The 19,923-nt window shown below is 45.0% G+C and carries 24 protein-coding genes and 2 pseudogenes; 2 read left to right on the top strand and 24 right to left on the bottom strand.

Annotated features, from left to right (window positions below):
- Positions 1-207 precede the first annotated feature (207 nt).
- The 19 genes from QYB97_RS12285 to QYB97_RS12375 all read right to left on the bottom strand — a co-directional run bounded on the left by QYB97_RS12285 (position 208) and on the right by QYB97_RS12375 (position 13,710).
- Positions 208-1,086 carry a polyprenyl synthetase family protein gene (locus tag QYB97_RS12285; protein WP_301166306.1) on the bottom strand — a complete coding sequence of 293 codons (879 nt, stop codon included), beginning with the start codon at positions 1,084-1,086 and terminating at the stop codon, positions 208-210.
- Positions 1,087-1,323: an exodeoxyribonuclease VII small subunit gene (locus QYB97_RS12290; RefSeq protein ID WP_301166307.1), complete on the bottom strand. Its 237-nt coding sequence runs from the start codon at positions 1,321-1,323 to the stop codon at positions 1,087-1,089.
- Complete coding sequence (xseA, locus tag QYB97_RS12295) at positions 1,316-2,665, bottom strand: exodeoxyribonuclease VII large subunit (RefSeq protein ID WP_301166308.1); 1,350 nt, start codon at positions 2,663-2,665, stop codon at positions 1,316-1,318. Before xseA ends, QYB97_RS12290 begins: the two co-directional genes overlap by 8 nt.
- A gap of 12 nt (positions 2,666-2,677) precedes the next feature.
- Positions 2,678-3,073 carry a transcription antitermination factor NusB gene (nusB, locus tag QYB97_RS12300; protein ID WP_301166309.1) on the bottom strand — a complete coding sequence of 132 codons (396 nt, stop codon included), beginning with the start codon at positions 3,071-3,073 and terminating at the stop codon, positions 2,678-2,680.
- Between the two features lie 143 nt (positions 3,074-3,216).
- A complete protein-coding gene (locus tag QYB97_RS12305) occupies positions 3,217-3,624 on the bottom strand; it encodes an Asp23/Gls24 family envelope stress response protein (protein WP_301166310.1) in 408 nt (135 codons plus the stop codon).
- Positions 3,625-3,643: 19 nt separating this feature from the next.
- The gene (gene accC / locus QYB97_RS12310; protein ID WP_301166311.1) at positions 3,644-5,005 is read right to left on the bottom strand and encodes an acetyl-CoA carboxylase biotin carboxylase subunit; all 1,362 of its coding nucleotides are present in this window, start codon (positions 5,003-5,005) and stop codon (positions 3,644-3,646) included.
- A 12-nt stretch (positions 5,006-5,017) separates the two neighbouring features.
- Entirely contained in the window at positions 5,018-5,518 is a 501-nt protein-coding gene (gene accB / locus QYB97_RS12315) for an acetyl-CoA carboxylase biotin carboxyl carrier protein (RefSeq protein ID WP_301166312.1), read from the bottom strand.
- Between the two features lie 266 nt (positions 5,519-5,784).
- On the bottom strand, positions 5,785-6,330 hold the full coding sequence (locus tag QYB97_RS12320; protein ID WP_301166313.1) for a SpoIIIAH-like family protein: 546 nt from the start codon (positions 6,328-6,330) through the stop codon (positions 5,785-5,787).
- 3 nt (positions 6,331-6,333) lie between these two features.
- On the bottom strand, positions 6,334-6,993 hold the full coding sequence (gene spoIIIAG / locus QYB97_RS12325; protein ID WP_301166314.1) for a stage III sporulation protein AG: 660 nt from the start codon (positions 6,991-6,993) through the stop codon (positions 6,334-6,336).
- Entirely contained in the window at positions 6,971-7,615 is a 645-nt protein-coding gene (gene spoIIIAF / locus QYB97_RS12330) for a stage III sporulation protein AF (protein WP_301166315.1), read from the bottom strand. Before spoIIIAF ends, spoIIIAG begins: the two co-directional genes overlap by 23 nt.
- Positions 7,616-7,627: 12 nt before the next feature.
- Positions 7,628-8,758 (bottom strand): stage III sporulation protein AE, encoded by a 1,131-nt coding sequence (gene spoIIIAE, locus QYB97_RS12335; protein WP_301166316.1) that lies wholly within the window; start codon positions 8,756-8,758, stop codon positions 7,628-7,630.
- Between the two features lie 72 nt (positions 8,759-8,830).
- Positions 8,831-9,220 (bottom strand): stage III sporulation protein AD, encoded by a 390-nt coding sequence (gene spoIIIAD, locus QYB97_RS12340; protein ID WP_301166545.1) that lies wholly within the window; start codon positions 9,218-9,220, stop codon positions 8,831-8,833.
- Positions 9,221-9,234: 14 nt separating this feature from the next.
- Positions 9,235-9,441: a stage III sporulation protein AC gene (spoIIIAC, locus tag QYB97_RS12345; RefSeq protein ID WP_301166317.1), complete on the bottom strand. Its 207-nt coding sequence runs from the start codon at positions 9,439-9,441 to the stop codon at positions 9,235-9,237.
- A gap of 17 nt (positions 9,442-9,458) precedes the next feature.
- Positions 9,459-9,971, bottom strand: coding sequence for a stage III sporulation protein SpoIIIAB (gene spoIIIAB / locus QYB97_RS12350; protein ID WP_301166318.1), 513 nt, complete (start codon positions 9,969-9,971; stop codon positions 9,459-9,461).
- The gene (spoIIIAA, locus tag QYB97_RS12355) at positions 9,968-10,912 is read right to left on the bottom strand and encodes a stage III sporulation protein AA (RefSeq protein WP_301166319.1); all 945 of its coding nucleotides are present in this window, start codon (positions 10,910-10,912) and stop codon (positions 9,968-9,970) included. Before spoIIIAA ends, spoIIIAB begins: the two co-directional genes overlap by 4 nt.
- Before the next feature lie 122 nt (positions 10,913-11,034).
- The gene (gene efp / locus QYB97_RS12360; protein ID WP_301166320.1) at positions 11,035-11,592 is read right to left on the bottom strand and encodes an elongation factor P; all 558 of its coding nucleotides are present in this window, start codon (positions 11,590-11,592) and stop codon (positions 11,035-11,037) included.
- A gap of 19 nt (positions 11,593-11,611) precedes the next feature.
- Positions 11,612-12,685, bottom strand: coding sequence for a M24 family metallopeptidase (locus QYB97_RS12365; protein WP_301166321.1), 1,074 nt, complete (start codon positions 12,683-12,685; stop codon positions 11,612-11,614).
- Positions 12,686-12,712: 27 nt separating this feature from the next.
- Entirely contained in the window at positions 12,713-13,141 is a 429-nt protein-coding gene (gene aroQ / locus QYB97_RS12370; RefSeq protein WP_301166322.1) for a type II 3-dehydroquinate dehydratase, read from the bottom strand.
- 68 nt (positions 13,142-13,209) lie between these two features.
- On the bottom strand, positions 13,210-13,710 hold the full coding sequence (locus QYB97_RS12375) for a YqhR family membrane protein (protein WP_301166323.1): 501 nt from the start codon (positions 13,708-13,710) through the stop codon (positions 13,210-13,212).
- Between the two features lie 188 nt (positions 13,711-13,898).
- Here QYB97_RS12375 and QYB97_RS12380 point away from each other — a divergent pair, with 188 nt between their 5' ends.
- Positions 13,899-14,849, top strand: coding sequence for a DUF1385 domain-containing protein (locus tag QYB97_RS12380; protein ID WP_301166324.1), 951 nt, complete (start codon positions 13,899-13,901; stop codon positions 14,847-14,849).
- A gap of 12 nt (positions 14,850-14,861) precedes the next feature.
- Positions 14,862-15,221: an SA1362 family protein gene (locus QYB97_RS12385; protein ID WP_301166325.1), complete on the top strand. Its 360-nt coding sequence runs from the start codon at positions 14,862-14,864 to the stop codon at positions 15,219-15,221.
- On the opposite strand, the gene QYB97_RS12390 is transcribed toward QYB97_RS12385, so the two are convergent.
- The 5 genes and pseudogenes from QYB97_RS12390 to QYB97_RS12410 all read right to left on the bottom strand — a co-directional run.
- A complete protein-coding gene (locus tag QYB97_RS12390) occupies positions 15,218-16,141 on the bottom strand; it encodes a patatin-like phospholipase family protein (protein WP_301166326.1) in 924 nt (307 codons plus the stop codon). The genes QYB97_RS12385 and QYB97_RS12390 overlap by 4 nt on opposite strands.
- An 84-nt stretch (positions 16,142-16,225) precedes the next feature.
- Complete coding sequence (gene mntR / locus QYB97_RS12395) at positions 16,226-16,654, bottom strand: transcriptional regulator MntR (protein WP_301166327.1); 429 nt, start codon at positions 16,652-16,654, stop codon at positions 16,226-16,228.
- Between the two features lie 147 nt (positions 16,655-16,801).
- Positions 16,802-17,404: pseudogene (locus tag QYB97_RS12400) on the bottom strand (vitamin B12-dependent ribonucleotide reductase); the annotation flags it as partial.
- Between the two features lie 75 nt (positions 17,405-17,479).
- Positions 17,480-18,304: an HNH endonuclease gene (locus tag QYB97_RS12405; RefSeq protein ID WP_301166328.1), complete on the bottom strand. Its 825-nt coding sequence runs from the start codon at positions 18,302-18,304 to the stop codon at positions 17,480-17,482.
- 229 nt (positions 18,305-18,533) lie between these two features.
- A pseudogene (locus QYB97_RS12410) lies at positions 18,534-19,670 on the bottom strand (vitamin B12-dependent ribonucleotide reductase); the annotation flags it as partial.
- Positions 19,671-19,923 lie beyond the last annotated feature (253 nt).

The following is a 19,923-nucleotide window of genomic DNA, read 5'->3' on the forward strand; positions in this document are numbered from 1 at the left end:
GCCATTGTGGATCGCCCTGCGACCTTAACTCCCAGCGTCAACCCAAGGCTGGGCGCCTCAAGCCGGCACCAGGAACTTCATCGATGTGCCCTTTGGCGGATTTTTAGGCCCGCCTTCAGGAATGGGAGACTGACTAGAATACTGCACCACTCCAAAGTATTTTTTATCATACCATAAAATCGGTCAGCCAACAATAAGCACAAAACCTTAATGGTTTCTACTTACAATATAATCCGCTATCCCTTCAAGTATGACTGGATCTACATCCGCCATTTTCAAATTGTCTTTGGAAAGCGCCAGATGGCGGTCAAGCTGTTCTTTTGCCCCACCGAGTGTGAGAAGCTTTGGGTACGTACTCTTCAAATTGTGCTCGTCACTTCCCGCCGATTTTCCCATAAGCTCCGGATCGCCCATCACATCGAGGATATCATCCTGGATTTGAAACGCGATGCCAAGATGGCGGCTGAAGGACCTGAGCTGTTCGACATCGGCTTCAGATGCATTGGCTAAAATGGCGCCAAAAAGAACGGATGCCTCAAGAAGACGGCCCGTTTTTCTTTCATGTATAAACTGAAGCTCCTCAAGGGTAAGGTCCTTGTTTTCCGATTCCATATCTACTGTCTGGCCTGCCACCATTCCTTCAGCTCCGGCTGCTTCTGCCAGAAGGGAAAGAAGAGCCACCTTTTGATCCGGGCTATAGATACTGCTCTGGGCGATCACCTGAAAGCTGAGAGTTAAAAGCGCGTCTCCGGCGAGAATAGCCGTCGCTTCCCCGAACATTTTATGATTTGTGGGTTTTCCCCTTCGCAAATCATCGTCATCCATCGATGGGAGATCATCGTGGATCAACGAATACGTATGAACCATTTCCAGCGCACAGGCCGCCTCCAGCCCCACTTCAGCTCTCTTTCCGAACGATTCCAGTACAGAGAGCGTCAAAATGGGGCGAAGCCGTTTCCCGCCTGCTTCCAGCGAGTAAAGCATCGCTTCCTTCAGGTGGGACGGAATCGCTTTTTGCTCTAAAAAAGAGGGAAGGTATTCATCAACCAAATGTTTTTTGTCTTGCAGGTATTCGTGTATATTCATCTATTGTTCATCATCCTGAACTAGAAAAGGTTCGGACTCTCCATTGTCTTTCATAATTGTATCCATTTTCTTTTCGATGTTTTGTAATTTGGAATGACAGACTTTCGATAAAGCCATCCCCTGTTGAAACAAATCAATGCTTTCTTCCAATGGAACATCTCCTTCTTCAAGACGCTCGACGATTTGCTCCAGCTGTTCCATTGCAGCTTCAAAGCTGATGTTTTTTTGTTCAGCCATTGTTTTTCTCCTCCAATCCCCATACCTGGCAATCCAGTTTTCCATCTTGCAGTCTTACGGTCACCCTATCTCCGGGCTGCACTTGCCTCACATTTTTCACTAGCTGGTCTGCTTCGGTATAGACGAGACTGTAGCCGCGCTCCATCACAGCGAGCGGGCTAAGCGCGTTCAAACGCGACAGCTTCCCCTGGAAACCTGTCTGGCTGTTTTTTATTTGCTGCAGCATTGTGCGTGTAAGGGTCCTTCCAAGCCTCGACTGTCTTTCTTTCCATTTTTGTATCTGATCAGCAGGTGAAAAATAAGAAAGCTGCTTTTGGCGCTGGGTCACTTTATTCCTCTGAAGTTCAATGTTTCGCTGGACTTCCCTGGTCATGGCTTCCATTACCCGGTCAAGTTCTACCTCTTTTTGTTTGATGAGCTGATCCGGATAGCGGAAGGCATATGATTTCTGAAGCCGTGACAGCTGTTTGCGATATTGGGCAACCTGATCACCCATCGCACGCCTGAGCCTCATCGTCCGCTGCATGAGCCTGTCCTGAAGTTCATCCATATGGGGCACCGCTAATTCCGCGGCCGCAGTAGGCGTCGGAGCCCGCAAGTCGGCAACAAAGTCCGCAATGGTAAAGTCAGTTTCATGACCGACCGCAGAGATGACAGGAATTACTGATTGGTGAATTGCCCGGGCCACTACTTCTTCATTAAAGGCCCACAACTCCTCGATCGAACCTCCCCCGCGTCCTACAATAAGCACATGCGCTGAACCAGTGTTCGCCTTTTCGATCGCAGCAGCGATTGATGCAGCTGCCCCTGCCCCCTGTACCAAAACCGGGTACACGGTCACTTTTGTCACCGGAAACCGTCTCTTGATGGTGGTTATAATATCCCTTACTGCAGCACCGGTAGGCGAAGTTATGACGCCTATTTCCGCCGGGAAAGACGGAATTTCCTTTTTGCCGGCAGCATCGAACAGACCTTCTTCCTCGAGCTTCCTTTTCAGCTCTTCATAGGCAAGGAAAAGGTTTCCCACACCATCCTTCTTCATGGAACGGGCATAAAGCTGGTACTGCCCCTGGGGTTCATATACTGAAATTTCACCCTGAATAAGAACCTTCATTCCGTTTTCCGGCTGGAAAGAAAGAAAGCGGTTATTGCCGGCAAACATAACTGCATTTACCCGGCTCTGTTCATCTTTCAGCGTAAAATACAAATGACCGCGGCTATGTCGCTTAACATTGGACAGTTCCCCGCGGACCCAGACATTATTGAGATTTTGATCTTCTTCAAATACCCGCTTAATGTAACGGGTAACCGAACTTATCGTTACATAACGGTCATTTTGCACAGAAATGTCTCCTTACTTTGAAAAATGCTGTACGACTTTTACGAGCACGCCGTTAACAAAACGCCCCGACTCTTCTCCACCGAAGATCTTTGCAAGTTCAATCGCTTCATTCATGGAGACATTAACCGGAATATCATCAAGAAACTGCATTTCATAAATAGCCATACGCAATACCGCTTTTTCCACATTGGCAAGACGTGCAAAACTCCAGTTTTCCAGATGGCTGGAAATCTGCTCATCGATTTCATCTTTGTGTTCCATTGTCCCGAAGACAAGGGCGTGAAGGAACTCATCCTCCCTTTCATCTTCTTCTAAAACATGTTTAATGGCAGCTTCCGGTTCAATATCACTCACTTCGATTTGAAATAAAGACTGAAATGCCTTTTCTCTTGCAAGTCTACGTTTCATCTTTTACGTCCTTTCTGCTTCGTACCTTAATATAAATGAAATCATATCACATGTAGTAAAAGGTTAACAACGCAGGTTACAGCTTTACTGCAATACAACTCATTTTTCTCAAAAAAATAAAGGGGATATAAGAATCCCCTTCCTCAATATGCTTCAGGTGCTTCCAGCGTTATCTCCTTGGCTGTGTCAAATTGCACGCCAACGACAAAAATGTTGATCTCACTGGCTTCAAGGGCTGTCATATTCTTCAATCCCTGCCGGATATGATCCTGAATATTCTGAGCCACCTCCGGAATGGAAACACCATAGTTCATGACAACATAAACACTGATGGCGATTCCTTCCTCACCAAGCTCAACTTTCACGCCTTTGCTGTGGGACTTCTTGCCGAAACGTTCTGCTACTCCGGTGGCAAAGTTCCCTCTCATGGATGCAACACCTTCCACATCCGAGGCTGCAATACTGGCAATCACTTCAATCACTTCGGGTGAAATTTCCACCCTGCCAAGCTCTGAATGATGTTCTTCCATCTCAAATGTAAGCTCACTCATTGATATTACACCTCCATGCCTAATTGACCGACTTTGATGTCAAATCGTGAATCTCTAAAAATTTAGTATTAAAGTCGCCGTTTACAAACGTAGCGTGGTTTAAAAGACGCAAATGGAACGGAATCGTTGTATGCACACCTTCAATGACAAATTCATTCAGCGCCCTCTTCATGCGATCGATCGCTTCCTGTCTTGTGTTTCCGTAAGTGATCACTTTCGCAATCATGGAATCATAATAAGGGGGTATGGTATATCCAGGGTATGCGGCAGAATCAACCCGGACACCCAGACCGCCAGGAGGGAGGTACATTTCGATTTTCCCCGCGGATGGCATAAAGTTTTTATCCGGATTTTCAGCGTTGATCCGGCATTCGATCGACCATCCATCAAATTCGATATCTTCCTGTGCAACACTTAAATGTTCACCGGACGCGACACGAATCTGCTGTTTGATGAGATCAATGCCTGTTACCATTTCTGTAACGGGATGCTCCACCTGGATCCTTGTGTTCATTTCCATGAAATAAAAGTCGCCTGTATTGTGGTCAAAAATAAATTCTACGGTACCGGCTCCAGAATAGTTAACAGCCTCTGCAGCTTTTACAGCTGCCGCACCCATCTCTGCACGCTTTTCAGGAGAGATAGCCGGTGACGGGGTTTCTTCAAGAAGCTTTTGCAGTCTTCGCTGGATACTGCAATCCCTTTCTCCGAGGTGAATCACGTTCCCATAGTTGTCTGCGAGCACCTGGATTTCAACATGGCGGAAATCCTCGATGAATTTTTCGATATAAACTCCAGGATTGCCGAATGCCGTAGCGGCCTCCTGCTGAGTAATATTAATTCCCTTGACGAGTTCGGCTTCTGTTCTCGCAATACGGATTCCTTTTCCGCCTCCGCCTGCTGTTGCTTTTATAATTACAGGATACCCAATTTCTTCCGCGAGTTCAATGGCTTCCTCTTTACCGGAAATAATGCCTTGTGAACCCGGTACAATCGGTACACCTGCTTCTTTCATGGTTGCACGGGCAACGTCTTTTATGCCCATTTTATTAATGGCATCGGCGCTCGGGCCAACAAATTTCACATTGCACTCTGCACAAATTTCCGCGAAATCTGCATTCTCTGCCAAAAATCCGTAGCCCGGATGAATCGCATCGCTTCCTGTCAGCATTGCAGCGCTCATGATGTTGGTAAAGTTAAGATAGCTGTCCTTGGATGACTTTGGACCAATGCAATACGCTTCATCGGCCAGTCGGACGTGAAGGGCATCTTTGTCCGCTTCCGAATAGACAGCCACTGTTTCTATGTTCAATTCTTTACATGCTCTTATAATCCGGACAGCAATTTCTCCCCGGTTGGCAATTAGCAGCTTTTTAATCATGTGAGGACACCTCTATTCCGCTTTTACTAAAAAGAGGGGCTGACCATATTCAACGAGCTGCCCGTTTTCAACAAGGATTTCAACGATTTCCCCATTTACTTCTGCTTCAATTTCGTTAAACAGCTTCATCGCTTCAATGATGCAAACGATGGAGTCTTTGCTTACCTTATCTCCTGTTTTCACATAGGCAGGATTTTCTGGTGAAGGTGATGCATAAAAAGTCCCCACCATTGGAGATTCGACTTTATGTAAATTAGCATCTTCCTGTTTCTTTTCCGCAACAGGAGTCTCAGGCGCTTCTACGGCCGCAGATTGTGCTGGTGCGGACGGTGCCGGTTGGGCTGGAGGCGCAAACGGAACAGCTGCAGGAGCTTGCGGTTCAGCAGCCTGCTGAATTTTCACTTCATTTTTCTTTAGGACGATTTTTTCTCCGTCATTTTCAAATTGAAATTCATCAATGCTGGACTTGTCAATTAGTTTAATCAATTCTCGGATTTCTTGTATCTTCAACACGCTACTTCCACTCCTTTGTTCATCTATAAACGGTGTTGTAAGCCTTGATTTAGTACCTTATTTTGTTACCTGGTACTAGCAAAGCATATCATAATCGAGGATCAAATAATAGTTTTAATCCCTCTACAAGTACATACTACACGAAATTAAACGGTTTTGTAAGCGTTTGCCCCTTAAATTTCTCTATTAACAGCTTGACCAACGATCTGCATGTACATACCCTGTATAAGATTGGAAAAAGAAAAGCCGGGGATCAACTCCCCGGCTCATTTTGACTTGCTTTGGAATTCGACTGCTACCTGCTTGCTGCCCAGCTGTTCTTTTGCTTTTTTCATAATGGCTACTGCTTCTTTGGATGATTTCTTGCCCTGTACAATGATTCTTACTTCATTATCCATCGTATTGACCAGTGCATCATCATATCCCATTGTTTTAATCAGTGTTTCCAGTGTGGATTCCTTCATTGTAAGAGATTGAAGCTCTGAAATTTTGGCAAGTGCTTCTGCCTGAACTTCTGCTGAGGCATTCGGTGAGGCAATAGCCGCTGTATACTGGCTGCTCAGCTCATCACGGCTTTCATCTCTTTTCATGCGCAGTGCTGTAAACAAGTCATCATTGGAAGCCGAGGTAACAGCCGCATCGTTGCCTTTCTTTGATTTTGTACCCTGTTCCTGCTTTGTCGCCGTATTTTTCCCTTTTTCAAGATAGGCAAGGTCATCCCCTGTACCCGGGGCAGTAATATAATAGACAGATAATACAATGATCAAACTGAGCATCGTCAGCAGCCAGACGGTTTGTTTTTTTAATAGCATTCCTTATTCCCCCTCAAATTTTTTCGGTATGACCGAGACTTTGTCACTTCCTATATCAAACACTTTGGTTACTGCATCGATAATCATTTCCTTGACGCGCAGATTTTCAGCGCCTTCTGCCGCAACGATTACTCCGCGAACCTTGGGTTTCTCTGTTGTGATCACAATGGGCTTTTCTTCATCCCCGCTTTTTATGGTCACCACTTCTTCATCGGTCTTATAATCGTTGATCGTCCGTTCCCCTCCGTTTTTATCAGTTTCCTTTGTGGTCTGGTTCTGCCTCCTTTCATTCTTTTGTATTTCTTTGATTTCTGTTGTATCAAGTGTCACCATGACCCTGACTTTCTGTACACCGGATATCTGTTCGAGAATGTCCTTCAGCTGTGTGGCATAGGTGTCTTCATAGTCCCTGAACTTTTTGGCAGAAGATGTTCCTGATGATTTAAAAACCGTCTTGGATTTATCCGGCTTTGTTACGGATATGGCGGGAAGGTTGGCTTGATCACCGGAGGATGGAGTAAAAAGCTTGCCGGCAATCATAATGGCAAATCCCAGGAGCAGCAGAATCCATATATAAGGAGGCGGCCCTTTATTGCTTTTGACTCCCGGCAGCACGTCCATTAATTTCTGAAGCCATCCTTTACTGCTCCCTTTTTTCTCCATGCTCTTCTCCCCCCTCCGTAAAGATCACCACATTTTTTTCTTTTATCTGCCATTTTTTCGCCAAAAACTTCTGCACAGGTTTGGACGGTAATGAAGCACGTTCTTCCTGAACAGGCTGTTCTGCACTGATTTCCACATTCTTCACGGCAGGAACGGTAATTTGCTTTTCGTTCTCCGATGCTGCCAGGGTAACCTGGACCGTCTGTATATCATCAGCATTGAATGTGCCGCCGGCGGTCTGTTTCGGGACCAGCACGAGATCAGTAATGGTTACTTCATAGCGGGCCTTCAACTCCTCTTTTACCAGGTTCTCCATGTGGACACGCGTTTGTTCTAAAATATATGCAGACTGAGAGTCTTGTATTTCTTTTTTCTTTGTATCTATCGAATTTTTTATCTCGCTCTCTTTCACTTTTGAATCAATACCGATCTTCTCGAACACTTTGTCCACGTTGGTGCCGGCCACTTTCAGGAGCGGATTCAGGATCGCAAGGATCAGAAGAAGGCCGACGACCATTTTGATATATTTCTGGAACCCGTTATTCGGCAAAAGCAGATCGACGATGACGGAAAGCAGAATAATCAGCACTATATTCGAAATCCAGTCAGTCAAAAATTCCATATCTGCCTCCTGCTATCGAATCATTAATGATAGATTTCCCGCCGCCACAATAACGGTGACAGCGATAAAGAACATAATGGATACCGTAGCAAGTGCTGCAAAGATATAAAATACACTTTTGCCGATAATGCCCAGGCATTCAATAATCGGTCCGCCCCCCAGCGGCTGGAGGACGGCAGCAGCAAAACTGTAGATCAGGCCAATAGCCAGCACCTTGATGGCCGGGAATACAGCCAGCAGAAAAAGAATAGCCACACCGGCAATCCCAACCGTATTTTTGAGTAAAACAGAAGCACTCATTACCGTGTCAGTCGCATCTGTAAACATCCGCCCGACCACCGGAATAAAGTTGCCCGTTATAAACTTTGCGGTTTTCACCGTGATGCCGTCTGCCACCGCTGCGGTAGCTCCCTGAACAGAGATGACGCTGAGAAATACGGTGAAAAACACTGCCAGCGCCCCCATGCCGAGAGACCGGAGCAGCTTGGCCAGCTGGGTGACTTTATGATGTTCGGACAATGTGCTTACGATACTCAGGAGGGCCGAAAGAAACAGCAGAGGAAGGATAAAGTTATTGATCAGGATGGAACTTGAATTTACAAGAAAAACAATAATGGGATGAAAAAAGGCAACGGATGTAAGACTTCCTACCGTTGCCATAAGCGCCAGCAGGAGAGGCACAAGCGCCATCATAAAGTTCATCATCGATTCAATGGCTTCCTTGGAATACTGCATGGCGACATGAAAGCTGTTAAGGGCAAGGATGATCAGAACCATATAGATAATGGCGTAGGCAACCTTGCTGACACTGTGATGCTCAAAGGCATTTTGTATCGTCTGCAGGAGCATGCTGAACACCGTCAGCAGAATAAGCGTGCCGAGCAGCTTTCCCTGCACGAGAATCTCATAGAATAAATATTTTAAAATGCCAACAGACCAAGCCTTGATACTAAAGTCTTTTTCACCCTTCACAAATTCAAGCAGCGTGCCTTTTTGTGTTTCCGGCAGAAACCCGCCATATTCATTCATGATGGTTGTCCAATAGTCTTTGATATCATCAATGCCAAGCTTAGACAGCTGCTCGTTGACAATGTTTTCCGTCATTGAAGCCGCATGCACCGTCTCTCCGCTGCTGTTCCACAAGTAAAATCCAAAAAACAAGCAGAGCAGTACAGCCGCCTTTTTAGGGTTTGTCTTTAACGTCTTCCTCACCTCCTATCTGGGGATCAGGTTAATGACCGTTTCTATGATGATGGATAAAATCGGCAAAGCCATTACCAGAATTAATATTTTCCCTGCCAGTTCGATTTTTGCTGCTATAGCGCCCTGACCCGCATCCTTTGTGATCTGCGCTCCAAATTCAGCGATGTACGCAATGCCGATAATTTTCATGATGGTTTCCACATACATCAAATTGATGTGGGCTTCTTCCGCTAGATGCTGGAGCATTCGTAAAACAAGGGCAATCTGGTCGATTAAAAAAAGAAAGATGGTTATTCCGATAACGAGTGTCAGCAAAAAGGCAAAGGACGTTTTTTGTTCTTTCAGAATGAGGGCAAGGAACGTACCTATCAGGCCAAATCCGACAATTTGAAGAATTTCAATGTTGGATACCCCCTTCAATTTTGAAAAAGAAAGACGCCCTTCACTTTTTGGAATAAATCACTCAAGAGCGAGATGACAATGAAAAGCGCCACGATAAAACCGAGCAGCGTAACCCAATTCGCATAATCTTCCTTACCCACCATTTTTAAAACACTGTGAAGCATTGCTACTACGATGCCAAGACCGGCGATTTGAAAGACGACATTTACGTCAATACCCATCTGTTTTCCTCCCATGCCTACACCAATAAAATTATGAGCAGCAGCCCCAACAGAATACCAAGGCTTTTATACATCTTTTCATGTTTCATTTGTGCGTCATTCGCTTCAGCAAGTTCCCGCTCAAGGTGAGCCAGCGCCAGCCGGATCTGTTTTTGCTGGTTTTCCCGGTCATGCCGTCCCAGCGTTGCTCCAAACTGCCTGAGGATCTCTATCTCTTCTTTTTTAAAGGATGAGGCCGCTGACAGGTGGGACAGCCCATTTTCCCAGGCTTCCTGGACAGATGATACCGATTCTTCAAGTGACTTTCCCGCATGCAGGAAAAACTCAGCAACCGGCCCGCTGAGCTGCCGGCTAAGATGCAGGAACGCCTCATCCAGCGGGATAAGTCCGTACATAATCTCGGCTTCGAGCGATTGAAGACCAACTTTCAGCTGCCTGAGCTGCTTTGGCCGGTCGCGCACTTTTTTGGCAAGTTCGAATCCAATCCAAGTGGTGGAAATAAAGATACAAACAGCACCAAGCCAGCTCATAGGCTGCTCCCCTGTTCCATGGAAAGCGGCTTCCTGTCCCTGTTGTAAATGCCTTGAACTGTCCCCGGGCTGCCTGTCCGAGTGAGTTCCACGTAACGGTCAAACAATTTCATTTCAGCAAGAGGAAAAATTGCGGGCCTCCTGAGAGCTTCTTCAAGTGAGTGTCCGTGCACGGTCATCATCATTTGCACACCGGCGTTCATGGCTTCAAGGATGGCATCCACATCTTCTTTTCTGCCGATTTCATCCACAATCAAGACTTCCGGGCTCATTGAGCGGATCATCATCATCATCCCCTCAGCTTTCGGACAGGCATCAAGGACATCCACCCGTTCACCCAGCATAAATTGCGGAATTCCTTTTACGCTTCCGGCAATCTCGGACCGCTCATCCACAATGCCCACTTTGCTTGAGGGAATATTTTTAGCAGAGCAGCCGGTACTCGCCGTTCTGGCCAAGTCCCGGAGCAAGGTTGTTTTTCCGGTTTGCGGAGCTCCGACAATTAACGTGTTGAGCCAGTGTCCGCTCTCATAAAGGCTGGATACAAGACGCTCAGCACTGCCAATTTTTTGCCTGGCGATTCGGATGTTATAAGAACCGATATCCCGGATCGCCTTCACTTCTCCTTTTTCTGTGATTACCTTTCCTGCAAGTCCGACCCGGTGCCCGCCTTTAATGGTGATATAACCTCTTTTCAGCTCTTCTTCAAGAGCATATAGCGAGTACCGGCTGAGTTTATTCAGAAGCTGAACGCCATCTTCCGGCTGTATGATATACGGGCCGGCACCAGCAAGAAGAAATTCCGGCCTCCCGTTCATAATCAATTCCAGCGGTTTCATCAGCCGGAACCGAATCTCTTCAATTCGTTCCTTACGCTCTTGCGGAAGCTGCCGGATGAGCTTTCCAACTGCTTCCGGCAACACAGCCAACACATGTTCCAAGCGCACCACCCCAAAAAGAAATTGGTATTATACCTTATGGCTTGTCACCTCCCAATATGACTCACGAAGGCAAACAAAAAAGCCCCACTCCCTTTAGGGAATGAAGCTTAGGCTTGCTTTCCTTATGCTCTTGAAACGTAATCTCCAGAACGTGTATCGATGATTAACCGGTCTCCCTGGTTAATAAAGAAAGGGACCTGAACAATTAAACCTGTTTCCAGTGTAGCCGGTTTTGAACCGCCCGAAGCTGTGTCTCCTTTGATGCCAGGTTCGGTTTCCGTTACTTCCAGCTCAACTGTGTTCGGCAGCTCAACACCAATGGTTTCTCCTTGATATTGCATAATTTGGACCACCATGTTTTCAAGAAGAAACTTCAATTCGTGCTCAAGCTGTGCAGATGAAAGCTCAGTTTGCTCATAGGATTCGTTATCCATAAATGTATGTGTGTCTCCGGAAGCATACAAATATTGCATCTTTCGGTTTTCGATGTGGGCTTTCGCTACTTTTTCACCGCCACGGAATGTTTTTTCCTGAATGTTCCCCGTGCGAAGGTTACGAAGCTTGGAACGTACAAATGCCGCGCCTTTTCCTGGTTTCACGTGCTGGAACTCCATTACCTGCCAGATTCCGCCGTCTACTTCAATGGTCAACCCTGTTTTAAAATCGTTTACTGAGATCATCGTTTTTCCTCCTGATTATCTATCCTAAAATAAGAAGCTCTTTTGGAGAATGTGTAAGTGATTCATTGCCATCTTTCGTAATCACCGCATCATCCTCGATTCTTACACCGCCAAGACCAGAAATATAAATGCCTGGTTCTACCGTTACAATCATTCCCGGCTCCAATACGACTTCCGAATGAACCGCCAGGCTTGGCCCCTCATGGACCTCAAGACCGATGCCATGTCCGGTGGAATGACCGAAATGCTCCCCATAGCCTTTTTCTGTAATATAATCCCTTGTTAAGGCGTCTGCCTGTCTGCCTGTCATTCCCGCTCTAATTTCCTGCATACCCCTTGCCTGTGCTTCATAAACCGTTTCATAAATGGTTTTTAGGTCTTCTGTAATTTGGCCAACAGCAACCGTCCGCGTAATATCTGAGCAATAGCCTTTATAGTATGCACCAAAATCAAGGGTGACCAATTCCCCTTGGCTGATTTTCTTCTCAGACGCCCTGCCATGGGGCAGTGCCGACCGGTAGCCTGAAGCAACAATAATATCGAAAGAAGAAGAATCAGCTCCATTTTTTCTCATAAAGAATTCAAGCTCATTTGAGACTTCCAGCTCAGTGACTCCGGGTTTTATGTATGTCGTGATATGCGAGAATGCTGCATCCGCGATTTGCGCAGCTTCCTTTAATATCTTAATCTCTGAATTATCCTTAATCAAGCGTAATTTTTCAATGAGGCCAGAAACCGGCACAAGCTCCGCTCCAACACCAGCGGCATACTTTTCATAAGTTTTGAAACCTGCAAAGGTAAGGTGATCCTGTTCAAACCCGGCTTTCTTGATGTTCATTTCCTTCAATGCTTCTGCGACTGCTTCTTGAATGGACCTGCTGTGCCTAACGATTTCAAAATCTTTGGCTTGCTCTGCCGCCTGATCAACATATCTGAAGTCAGTAATCAGCTTTGCTCCTTTTTCAGAAATCACCAGGACGCCTGAACTTCCTGTAAACCCGCTGAGATATCTTCTGTTAATGGGGGATGTGACAATCAGGCCATCTACGTCATGATTGTTAAAACCACTTTTAAGTTTCTCCAGTTTAGACATATTGTTTCTCCTCCTGCCTCTAGTTAATTATTCGCCAATAAGAGCCAATACAGCAAGCTCATATCCCTTTACACCGAGACCGGCGATCTGGCCGGCAGCCACCGCTGCGATGACGGAATGGTGACGGAATTCCTCTCTTGCATGGATATTTGAAATATGTACTTCGATAACCGGGATATTCACACTTGCAATAGCGTCGCGTATCGCATAACTATAATGAGTAAAGGCACCTGCATTTAAAGCAATGCCGTCAAACTCATTTTCCGCTTCGTGAATCCAGTCCAGGATATCGCCTTCATGATTGCTTTGCCGGCAAACTGCAGTTGACCCGTTCTCCTCGGCAAACCTGATCAGGTGCTCTTCGATGGAGGCGAGGTCATTTTTGCCATAGATGCCGGGCTCCCGTTTGCCAAGCCGGTTTAAATTCGGGCCATTTATCACTAATATCCGTTTCATCGGTTATCTCCTCAAAAAAAATAGAATGTTCCATGAACATTCTATCATACCCCTATTTTTTTGAATAGTTAGGTACTTTGTCCGGTATTGTCATCCTGCCGCTCCTGATATTCAAAGGAAATCGAATAGCCAACAAATACTCCATACAGAATGTACAGGCACAGTGTGGTGGCCAGCGTGTTCCTGCCTATTTTATTCATGGCTTCCAGCCCCGGAAAAATGGGATGCAGCAAATAAAAAACAAGGAACCAAAGAAGGATTCCGAAAAAGATACCGGCAACTTTGCTTTTTATCCGTGCAAAAAGATAGCGGTAAACAATAGCAACCAAAATGGAAAGCAGCGATATGACCACTACTCCAATCAGTTGTCCGAGCCACTGGCCTTTCCATTTTCCCAGTGCCCATGGAGCAAGGACCAGGGCAGGCCCGATTTTGGACAAGTTTAAGTAATACGCAAAATAGCCGATGATTCCCCAAAACAGCCCGCCAAAAAAACCCACACTGACGACCCTGCCCATAAAGGAGCCAGGCTCTTCCTGTTTGTTTTTATCTCTGTTCATCTCATACATTCGTTTAAGTACACCTCCAGTTTGTAGTATGTCCCTTTTTCTCCATCTCTTATCATCCTGTGTTCTACTAATATTCCGTGTTAAAACTGTATAAAATGGGAAAAATAAAGTTAAAGCACGATTGCCTAGAGGTTTATAGCGTTTTCCTGTAGAATTAAAGTTATAAACAATAAGGTAGAGGTGTAAAAATGACAGATCAGAAGAAACCGGCATACGGCGGCCAGGCGGTCGTCGAAGGGGTTATGTTTGCCGGCAAGAACACATATGTCACTGCCATCCGCAGAAATGATGACAGCATCGATTATTATGAAGTGCTCAAACCATACAACCCGTGGATGAACAAAATTAAAAAGGTTCCTTTCCTTCGTGGAATCGCAGCGATTCTCGAAGCCAGTTCCAACGGCACCAAGCATCTGAACTTCTCCACTGAGCGTTACAATGTAACACCCGGAGAGGAGCTTAAAAAGGAAGAACCCGCTTCATCCAAAGCCATGTTCATTTTTAGTCTGGCAGTTGTCGGGGTATTGACTTTCCTTTTTGGAAAGTTTGTTTTCACTCTTGTTCCCGTTTTCCTGGCCGAAGCATTCAGGCCATGGGTTCAAAGTCATGTTGGCCAAAACCTGCTGGAAGGATTATTCAAGTTTCTTTTCCTTCTCTCCTATATTTACTTTGTGTCGATGACTCCTACGGTGAAACGAGTGTTTCAGTATCACGGTGCCGAACATAAAGTCATTAACGCTTATGAAAACGGCTGCGAGCTTACCGTGGATAACGTAAAGAAACAGTCTCGTCTTCATTATCGATGCGGCAGCAGCTTTATCCTGTTTACAGTAGTTGTTGGAGTCTTTGTCTATCTGTTTGTACCGTCTGACCCATTGTGGCAGCGTGTAATATACCGGGTCGTCCTGATCCCTGTAGTGCTTGGCATCTCATTTGAAGTATTGCAGATCACAAATAAACTAAGAAATATTCCTGTTTTGCGTTATCTCGGATATCCCGGACTGTGGCTTCAGCTTCTCACCACAAAAGAACCTGACCGCAAGCAAACGGAAGTAGCGATTCTTTCCTTTACCGAAATGATGCGGCGGGATGAGGAGCATGAAAAAAGAAAAATCGAAAACACTACTAAAATCGTTTAATTTTGCAAGGAGGTGAACCTGTTGCACCGAAGATCATTTCATCCAGTGATTTGGGTTGTTATCGTGTTGGCAGTAGTTGGACTTGTTTCAAAATTGTTTACTTCACCTCAAAGCTTATTAACACAGCTGCTTATGATCGGATTGGTCATAGCTGTGATCTATTTTATTTTCCAGCGGTTCCGTCCGGGGGAAAATGGAAAATACAAAAAAGCAGTCAAACAGTCAAAACGGAAATACAGACAAAATACTGCTCCGGTTAAAAAACCGGCATCATCCAACAAACCGGCCGCCTTCAAAAAACGAAGAAAAGAGCATAATCTTACCGTTATTGAAGGAAAGAAAAATAAGAAAAAAAATCGAGCTTCTTTCTAAGCTCGATTTTTTTGTGGCGTCCATATTTTTTTGCCCGCAATCCATCGGTTCAAAAAGGCGGTTCCTTGCAGATGACCGAAATCCATGAGCGCATTTTTTGTTTCCTCCGACAGGTCAAAATCTACCACAGAAATTTCTTTTACAGGTATGAAAATAATATCCCTGGCATCATAGTTCGAAATATGACGGTTGTCATGCGCTTCCATCATGGTCTGAAACAACGCCTTAAACAGGTTAAACGCGTTGTTCACTTGATGGGCATTAACCTTTCCACAAGAGCTGCTGAGCTGAAATCCAAGCACAGGCCGCTCAGATGTCCGGTCTTTACGCTGAAACAGCCACATGGGGAAATTGCTCAATACTCCGCCGTCGACAATATAGCTTTTTTGGCCAACTCTGTTGTACAGCTTGATTGGATAGAAAAAGTAAGGAATGCTGCAGCTCATCCGGACCGCCCGGGCAATCGGAAACTTTTCTTTGAGCAAACCATATTCCTGCAGATCATCCGGCAGCACCACAAGCCGTCCCCGTGTAATGTCGGAAGCCACTATTTTCAGCGAACCTTCAGGAATATCGGCAAAGGTTTCAATGCCCCTTGCCTTCAACAGCTCTTTTACCCACTTCTCAAGCGCATCCCCTTTATACAGCCCCAACTTCCAGTACACCTTCAGCCAGTTCATAAATGGAACCGGCACCAGCGATTTTTTTTCGTCCATAAATTGCTTGAGGTCGGCTGTATGGATCAATGTTTTCATTTCGCTCGAACTGTAGCCTGCATTCAAGAGAGAAGCGACCAGTGCCCCGGCACTTGTTCCTGCGACCCGGTTGAATGAGATCCCACGTTCTTCCGCTGCCTGAATGGCTCCGATCAATGCGATGCCTTTGATTCCACCGCCCGAGAATACGCCATCAACTATCATTATGCACTCCCCCCATCATTATCCTAAGCATGAAGGGAAGTACAATATTCGATAAACGGCAAAATAAAAACAACCACAACAGAGTTATGATTGTTCCTGATTTTTTTGCTGAACTTCTTTTAAAGCTTCAATCCGTTTTGGATCTTCCTCAAAGTACTGCAAAAGGTCTCCGATCCTGTCAATGGCATTCCAGCTTAGATGGTGTTCAATACCTTCCACATCTTCAAAAATATTTTCTTCGTCGACGCCGATGGCCTTAAGAAACCCTTCCAGCAAATCATGCCGGTAGACGAGGCGCTTTCCTAGCTTTTTTCCATTTGGCGTTAATACAAATCCGCGATACTTCTCATAAACGAGATATTTTCCTTTATCCAGCTTTTGGATCATTTTCGTAACGGAGGAGGGGTGGACTTCCAGACTTTCAGCGAGATCTGAAACCCTTGCGTATCCCTTTTCTTCAATTAACGCATAAATTCGTTCTATATAATCTTCCATGCTCGGTGTTGGGGGCATGCTGTTCCCTCCGATTCATTCTTTCACTGCTCTGTCTAAAATTTTACTATACAAAAGATAGTGTGACAAGGGAGTTTGGTTTTTATGAGCCCGTTGCCTAAAAAAGAGGCAGACCCAAAGGGCTTGCCTCTTCAACAAAAATATCTTTTACAGTCCGCATTTAAGCTGTGTATTGCAGTTTGTGCAGGTGTTGCAGCCGCCGATTTCTTTCACTTTTCCTTTTCGGCAGACCGGGCACGTATTGCCTACTTCGTTCCCGACCGTCACATCAGTGGAACGAAGATCCGTGATGGTATCAACCAGCACTACCTTGCTCTTTTCCTCTTCACCAAGGTTCATCTCGGTTTGCTCAAAGGATTCCTCCGCTTTCAGGGTAAGCACCTGTGCATCACGGCTTCCGTCCACATATACCGTTCCGCCTTTTGCTCCGCCCTTATAAAGGCGCTCATACACCTTTTTCACCTGGTCCACAGAGTAGCCTTTTGGCGCGTTCACTGTTTTACTGATGGAGCTGTCTACCCATTTCTGGATGACACATTGCGTATCTGCATGGGCTTCCGGCTTAAGTTCCATTGCTGATACGAAGAATTCCGGCAGGTTGTTTTCATCTGCATCGGGGTTGCTGGACAGGTATTCTTTTACAATGTCCGCTTTGACTTCGATAAATTTGCCCAAACGTCCGCTTCTGAAATACGAGAAGGAGAAGTAAGGCTCTAATCCTGTTGAGACTCCAACCATGGTTCCTGTGCTCATTTTTGTTACTCTCTGAATTCATTCTTCAGAGGGCGGGATTATTAGTACCCACTCCCTATGTCGCCATAAGGATCAGACTATATCATCAACCAGTTTTTTGTTTGAATGTCTTTTTCTGTGACATGGGTATTCACATAGGCTGACCAGATTTGATAACCTATTTGCCCTTTTCCAATCCCCATTAAATTGCCTGAAGGGAATTATGTGATGTACAGAAAGCTCTTGACCAAGAGTAACCTCATTAATACCGCAGTCTTGACAAGTAAAATTATCACGTTTTCTTGCTTCCCGTCTTTGTCTTCGCCAATTGGGTCCATAATAGTTAATATCTCCACCTTGCCAAGTTCCACTTTTCGAACCAGCAAAAATACCAGATTCCGAGTAATAGATACCCATACAATTTTCACTACAAAAATTAAGTTTTTTAATTACACTCTGTTTTTTGTAAAATTCCTGATTACAAAGTGCACAATTTACTTTACGCTTTTTGCTAAACTTAACCTTTGCATTCCGTGATATTGCTTTATACGAGCAGTTATTACTGCAATATTTTGCTGTTTTAGCTCTGTAAGGTGTAAGGTAAAACTCATTTTTGCACTCTTCACATCGAAGTTTCACTCTTTTTTTCAAATGACTAAAATGGCTTTTATTAATTTCTTGATATTTAGCCTTACAAGAGTGACTACAAAAATTAGTTTTAAAGATATTTGACGGTTTACGAAGCAATTTTTTTTTGCAAAAGTTACAATCAACATATTTTTTTTGGGACAAATGTTGATTTATTGGATTTTTCTTCTGGTACTCACTTTTGCATTTTCGTGAACAATATTTCTTTCTTTCAAAATGACTCGGTTTAACAATTATTCTTTGGTCACAATTCAAACAATTTTTCTCCATATTTCATCACCTTTAAATCAATTTAACAAAGGTGTTTACACATGAAGTTTCTGGTGCTCGGCATGTAGTCGTTGAGGGGTCAGCCACGACTTCCCTGCGGATTGTCTGCACCTTTTGATTTTTACCATAATAGGTACTGGCAAGGTACTGGTACAAAAGGATACTCAGAGTTTCCCGCATATAGCCAAGTTTACGCAGCGTTTTTGCAAACACTGGGGGCAAGATGTTTACCCGTAGGCGCCACTGTTAAAAGGTGGGAGTTCCTGATGCCATATGTCAAGATTCCTTGATGGATATCTTCCGGCAGTTTTTTCATATAACCGGTCTTGATGAAGTTCTCACGAAGCTGTTTTGTTTCTGCTTCTGTTTTGCCTACCAAGAACGGGAAACTTCCTTTTTCTTTGGCAAGCTCAATGGATGTGCGGTAGGCAGTGGTTGCAATGGTTTCAAAAATCTTGTCAACCATTTCATTTCCTTCCTCAGATCCGTACATCGTTTCACAGTAGATGAGAAGATCGTGAAGACCCATAACGCCAAGGCCGACACGGCGCTCCCCAAGAGCCTGAATACGGTTCGGTTCAAGGAAGTATGGAGTCGCATCAATTACGTTATCCTGCATGCGTACGCCGACTTCTACTGTTCGCTCCAGCTTCTCAAAATCTATTGTTTTATTAACTTTGTCCGCCATGTTGCCAAGGTTAACTGCAGCAAGGTTGCAGACAGAGTATGGTGCGAGAGGTTGCTCCCCACATGGATTTGTTGCCACTACCTTCTGTCCGTATGCGACAGCATTGGTCATGTCGTTGGCATTATCGATAAAGAAAATACCGGGCTCAGCAGAGTAAGTAGCACAAATGTTGATCAGGTTCCAAAGCTCTCTTGCTTTTATTCGCTTATACACACGGATGCTGTAGCCTTTTTCTTCCCAGACACGAACATCTCCGGTTTCATGCCATTCTTCATTGTAGGCTCGCATTTCTTCCGGTGTATAGTTTTCAACATTCGGGAAGCGCAAGGCATATTCTGCATCCTTCTCTACAGCTTCCATAAAGTCTTTTGTAATGGTTACAGAGATGTTTGCTCCCGTAAGGAAATCGGGATTATGAACGCTGTAGGTTCCGCCGTCACGAAGCATGCGCTCCGCTTCGCGGTGAACATCACCATCGAATCCGCCAGTCCCCGGGATCTCCTTGTACCGTAGAATTCCCTCGTACATTGCCTTTTCTGTTGGGGTTAGCGGCGTAAACTTCAGCTTGTCCTGAGCAACCTGCTTAATCTTCTCATCCTCTGTGTTTTCAATAAGGTAGCGAAGAATTCTTGGGTTTTGCATTTTTGAAATGATGAAATCGATAATATCTGGATGCCACGTTTCATACCCTCTCTTTCGAGATATTTCTCCTGGTCTAACAACCAGTCGGGACTAGACTATATCATCATCCTCAGCATTACCTGTTAGGAGTCGGGCGCTTCGGAACACAGTTGTATTCCTACTCTACTCTCTTGACCGTTCAAGATTTCGATAGTCGTTGAACCTTCTTCTTATCGATAAATTCGACTTAGAAGCTTGGCTGCATGATTACCCAATCCAATCATTTTTAACTTTCACGCTCACCGTTTCC

Source organism: Fictibacillus fluitans (assembly GCF_030418125.1).
GTDB classification, from domain to species: Bacteria; Bacillota; Bacilli; order Bacillales; family Fictibacillaceae; genus Fictibacillus_C; species Fictibacillus_C fluitans.

Excerpts from the sequence above, each read along its gene's own strand:
- QYB97_RS12380 (WP_301166324.1), top strand. The coding sequence starts at position 13,899 with ATGACAGATCAGAAGAAACCGGCATACGGCGGCCAGGCGGTCGTCGAA.
- spoIIIAF (WP_301166315.1), bottom strand. The coding sequence starts at position 7,615 with ATGGAATTTTTGACTGACTGGATTTCGAATATAGTGCTGATTATTCTG.
- nusB (WP_301166309.1), bottom strand. The coding sequence starts at position 3,073 with ATGAAACGTAGACTTGCAAGAGAAAAGGCATTTCAGTCTTTATTTCAA.
- mntR (WP_301166327.1), bottom strand. The coding sequence starts at position 16,654 with ATGCCCCCAACACCGAGCATGGAAGATTATATAGAACGAATTTATGCG.
- QYB97_RS12305 (WP_301166310.1), bottom strand. The coding sequence starts at position 3,624 with ATGAGTGAGCTTACATTTGAGATGGAAGAACATCATTCAGAGCTTGGC.
- QYB97_RS12405 (WP_301166328.1), bottom strand. The coding sequence starts at position 18,304 with ATGGAGAAAAATTGTTTGAATTGTGACCAAAGAATAATTGTTAAACCG.
- QYB97_RS12375 (WP_301166323.1), bottom strand. The coding sequence starts at position 13,710 with ATGTATGAGATGAACAGAGATAAAAACAAACAGGAAGAGCCTGGCTCC.
- efp (WP_301166320.1), bottom strand. The coding sequence starts at position 11,592 with ATGATCTCAGTAAACGATTTTAAAACAGGGTTGACCATTGAAGTAGAC.
- spoIIIAB (WP_301166318.1), bottom strand. The coding sequence starts at position 9,971 with ATGAGCTGGCTTGGTGCTGTTTGTATCTTTATTTCCACCACTTGGATT.
- QYB97_RS12320 (WP_301166313.1), bottom strand. The coding sequence starts at position 6,330 with ATGCTATTAAAAAAACAAACCGTCTGGCTGCTGACGATGCTCAGTTTG.
- accC (WP_301166311.1), bottom strand. The coding sequence starts at position 5,005 with ATGATTAAAAAGCTGCTAATTGCCAACCGGGGAGAAATTGCTGTCCGG.
- aroQ (WP_301166322.1), bottom strand. The coding sequence starts at position 13,141 with ATGAAACGGATATTAGTGATAAATGGCCCGAATTTAAACCGGCTTGGC.
- spoIIIAG (WP_301166314.1), bottom strand. The coding sequence starts at position 6,993 with ATGGAGAAAAAAGGGAGCAGTAAAGGATGGCTTCAGAAATTAATGGAC.
- spoIIIAC (WP_301166317.1), bottom strand. The coding sequence starts at position 9,441 with ATGGGTATTGACGTAAATGTCGTCTTTCAAATCGCCGGTCTTGGCATC.
- QYB97_RS12290 (WP_301166307.1), bottom strand. The coding sequence starts at position 1,323 with ATGGCTGAACAAAAAAACATCAGCTTTGAAGCTGCAATGGAACAGCTG.
- QYB97_RS12285 (WP_301166306.1), bottom strand. The coding sequence starts at position 1,086 with ATGAATATACACGAATACCTGCAAGACAAAAAACATTTGGTTGATGAA.
- QYB97_RS12365 (WP_301166321.1), bottom strand. The coding sequence starts at position 12,685 with ATGTCTAAACTGGAGAAACTTAAAAGTGGTTTTAACAATCATGACGTA.
- QYB97_RS12390 (WP_301166326.1), bottom strand. The coding sequence starts at position 16,141 with ATGATAGTTGATGGCGTATTCTCGGGCGGTGGAATCAAAGGCATCGCA.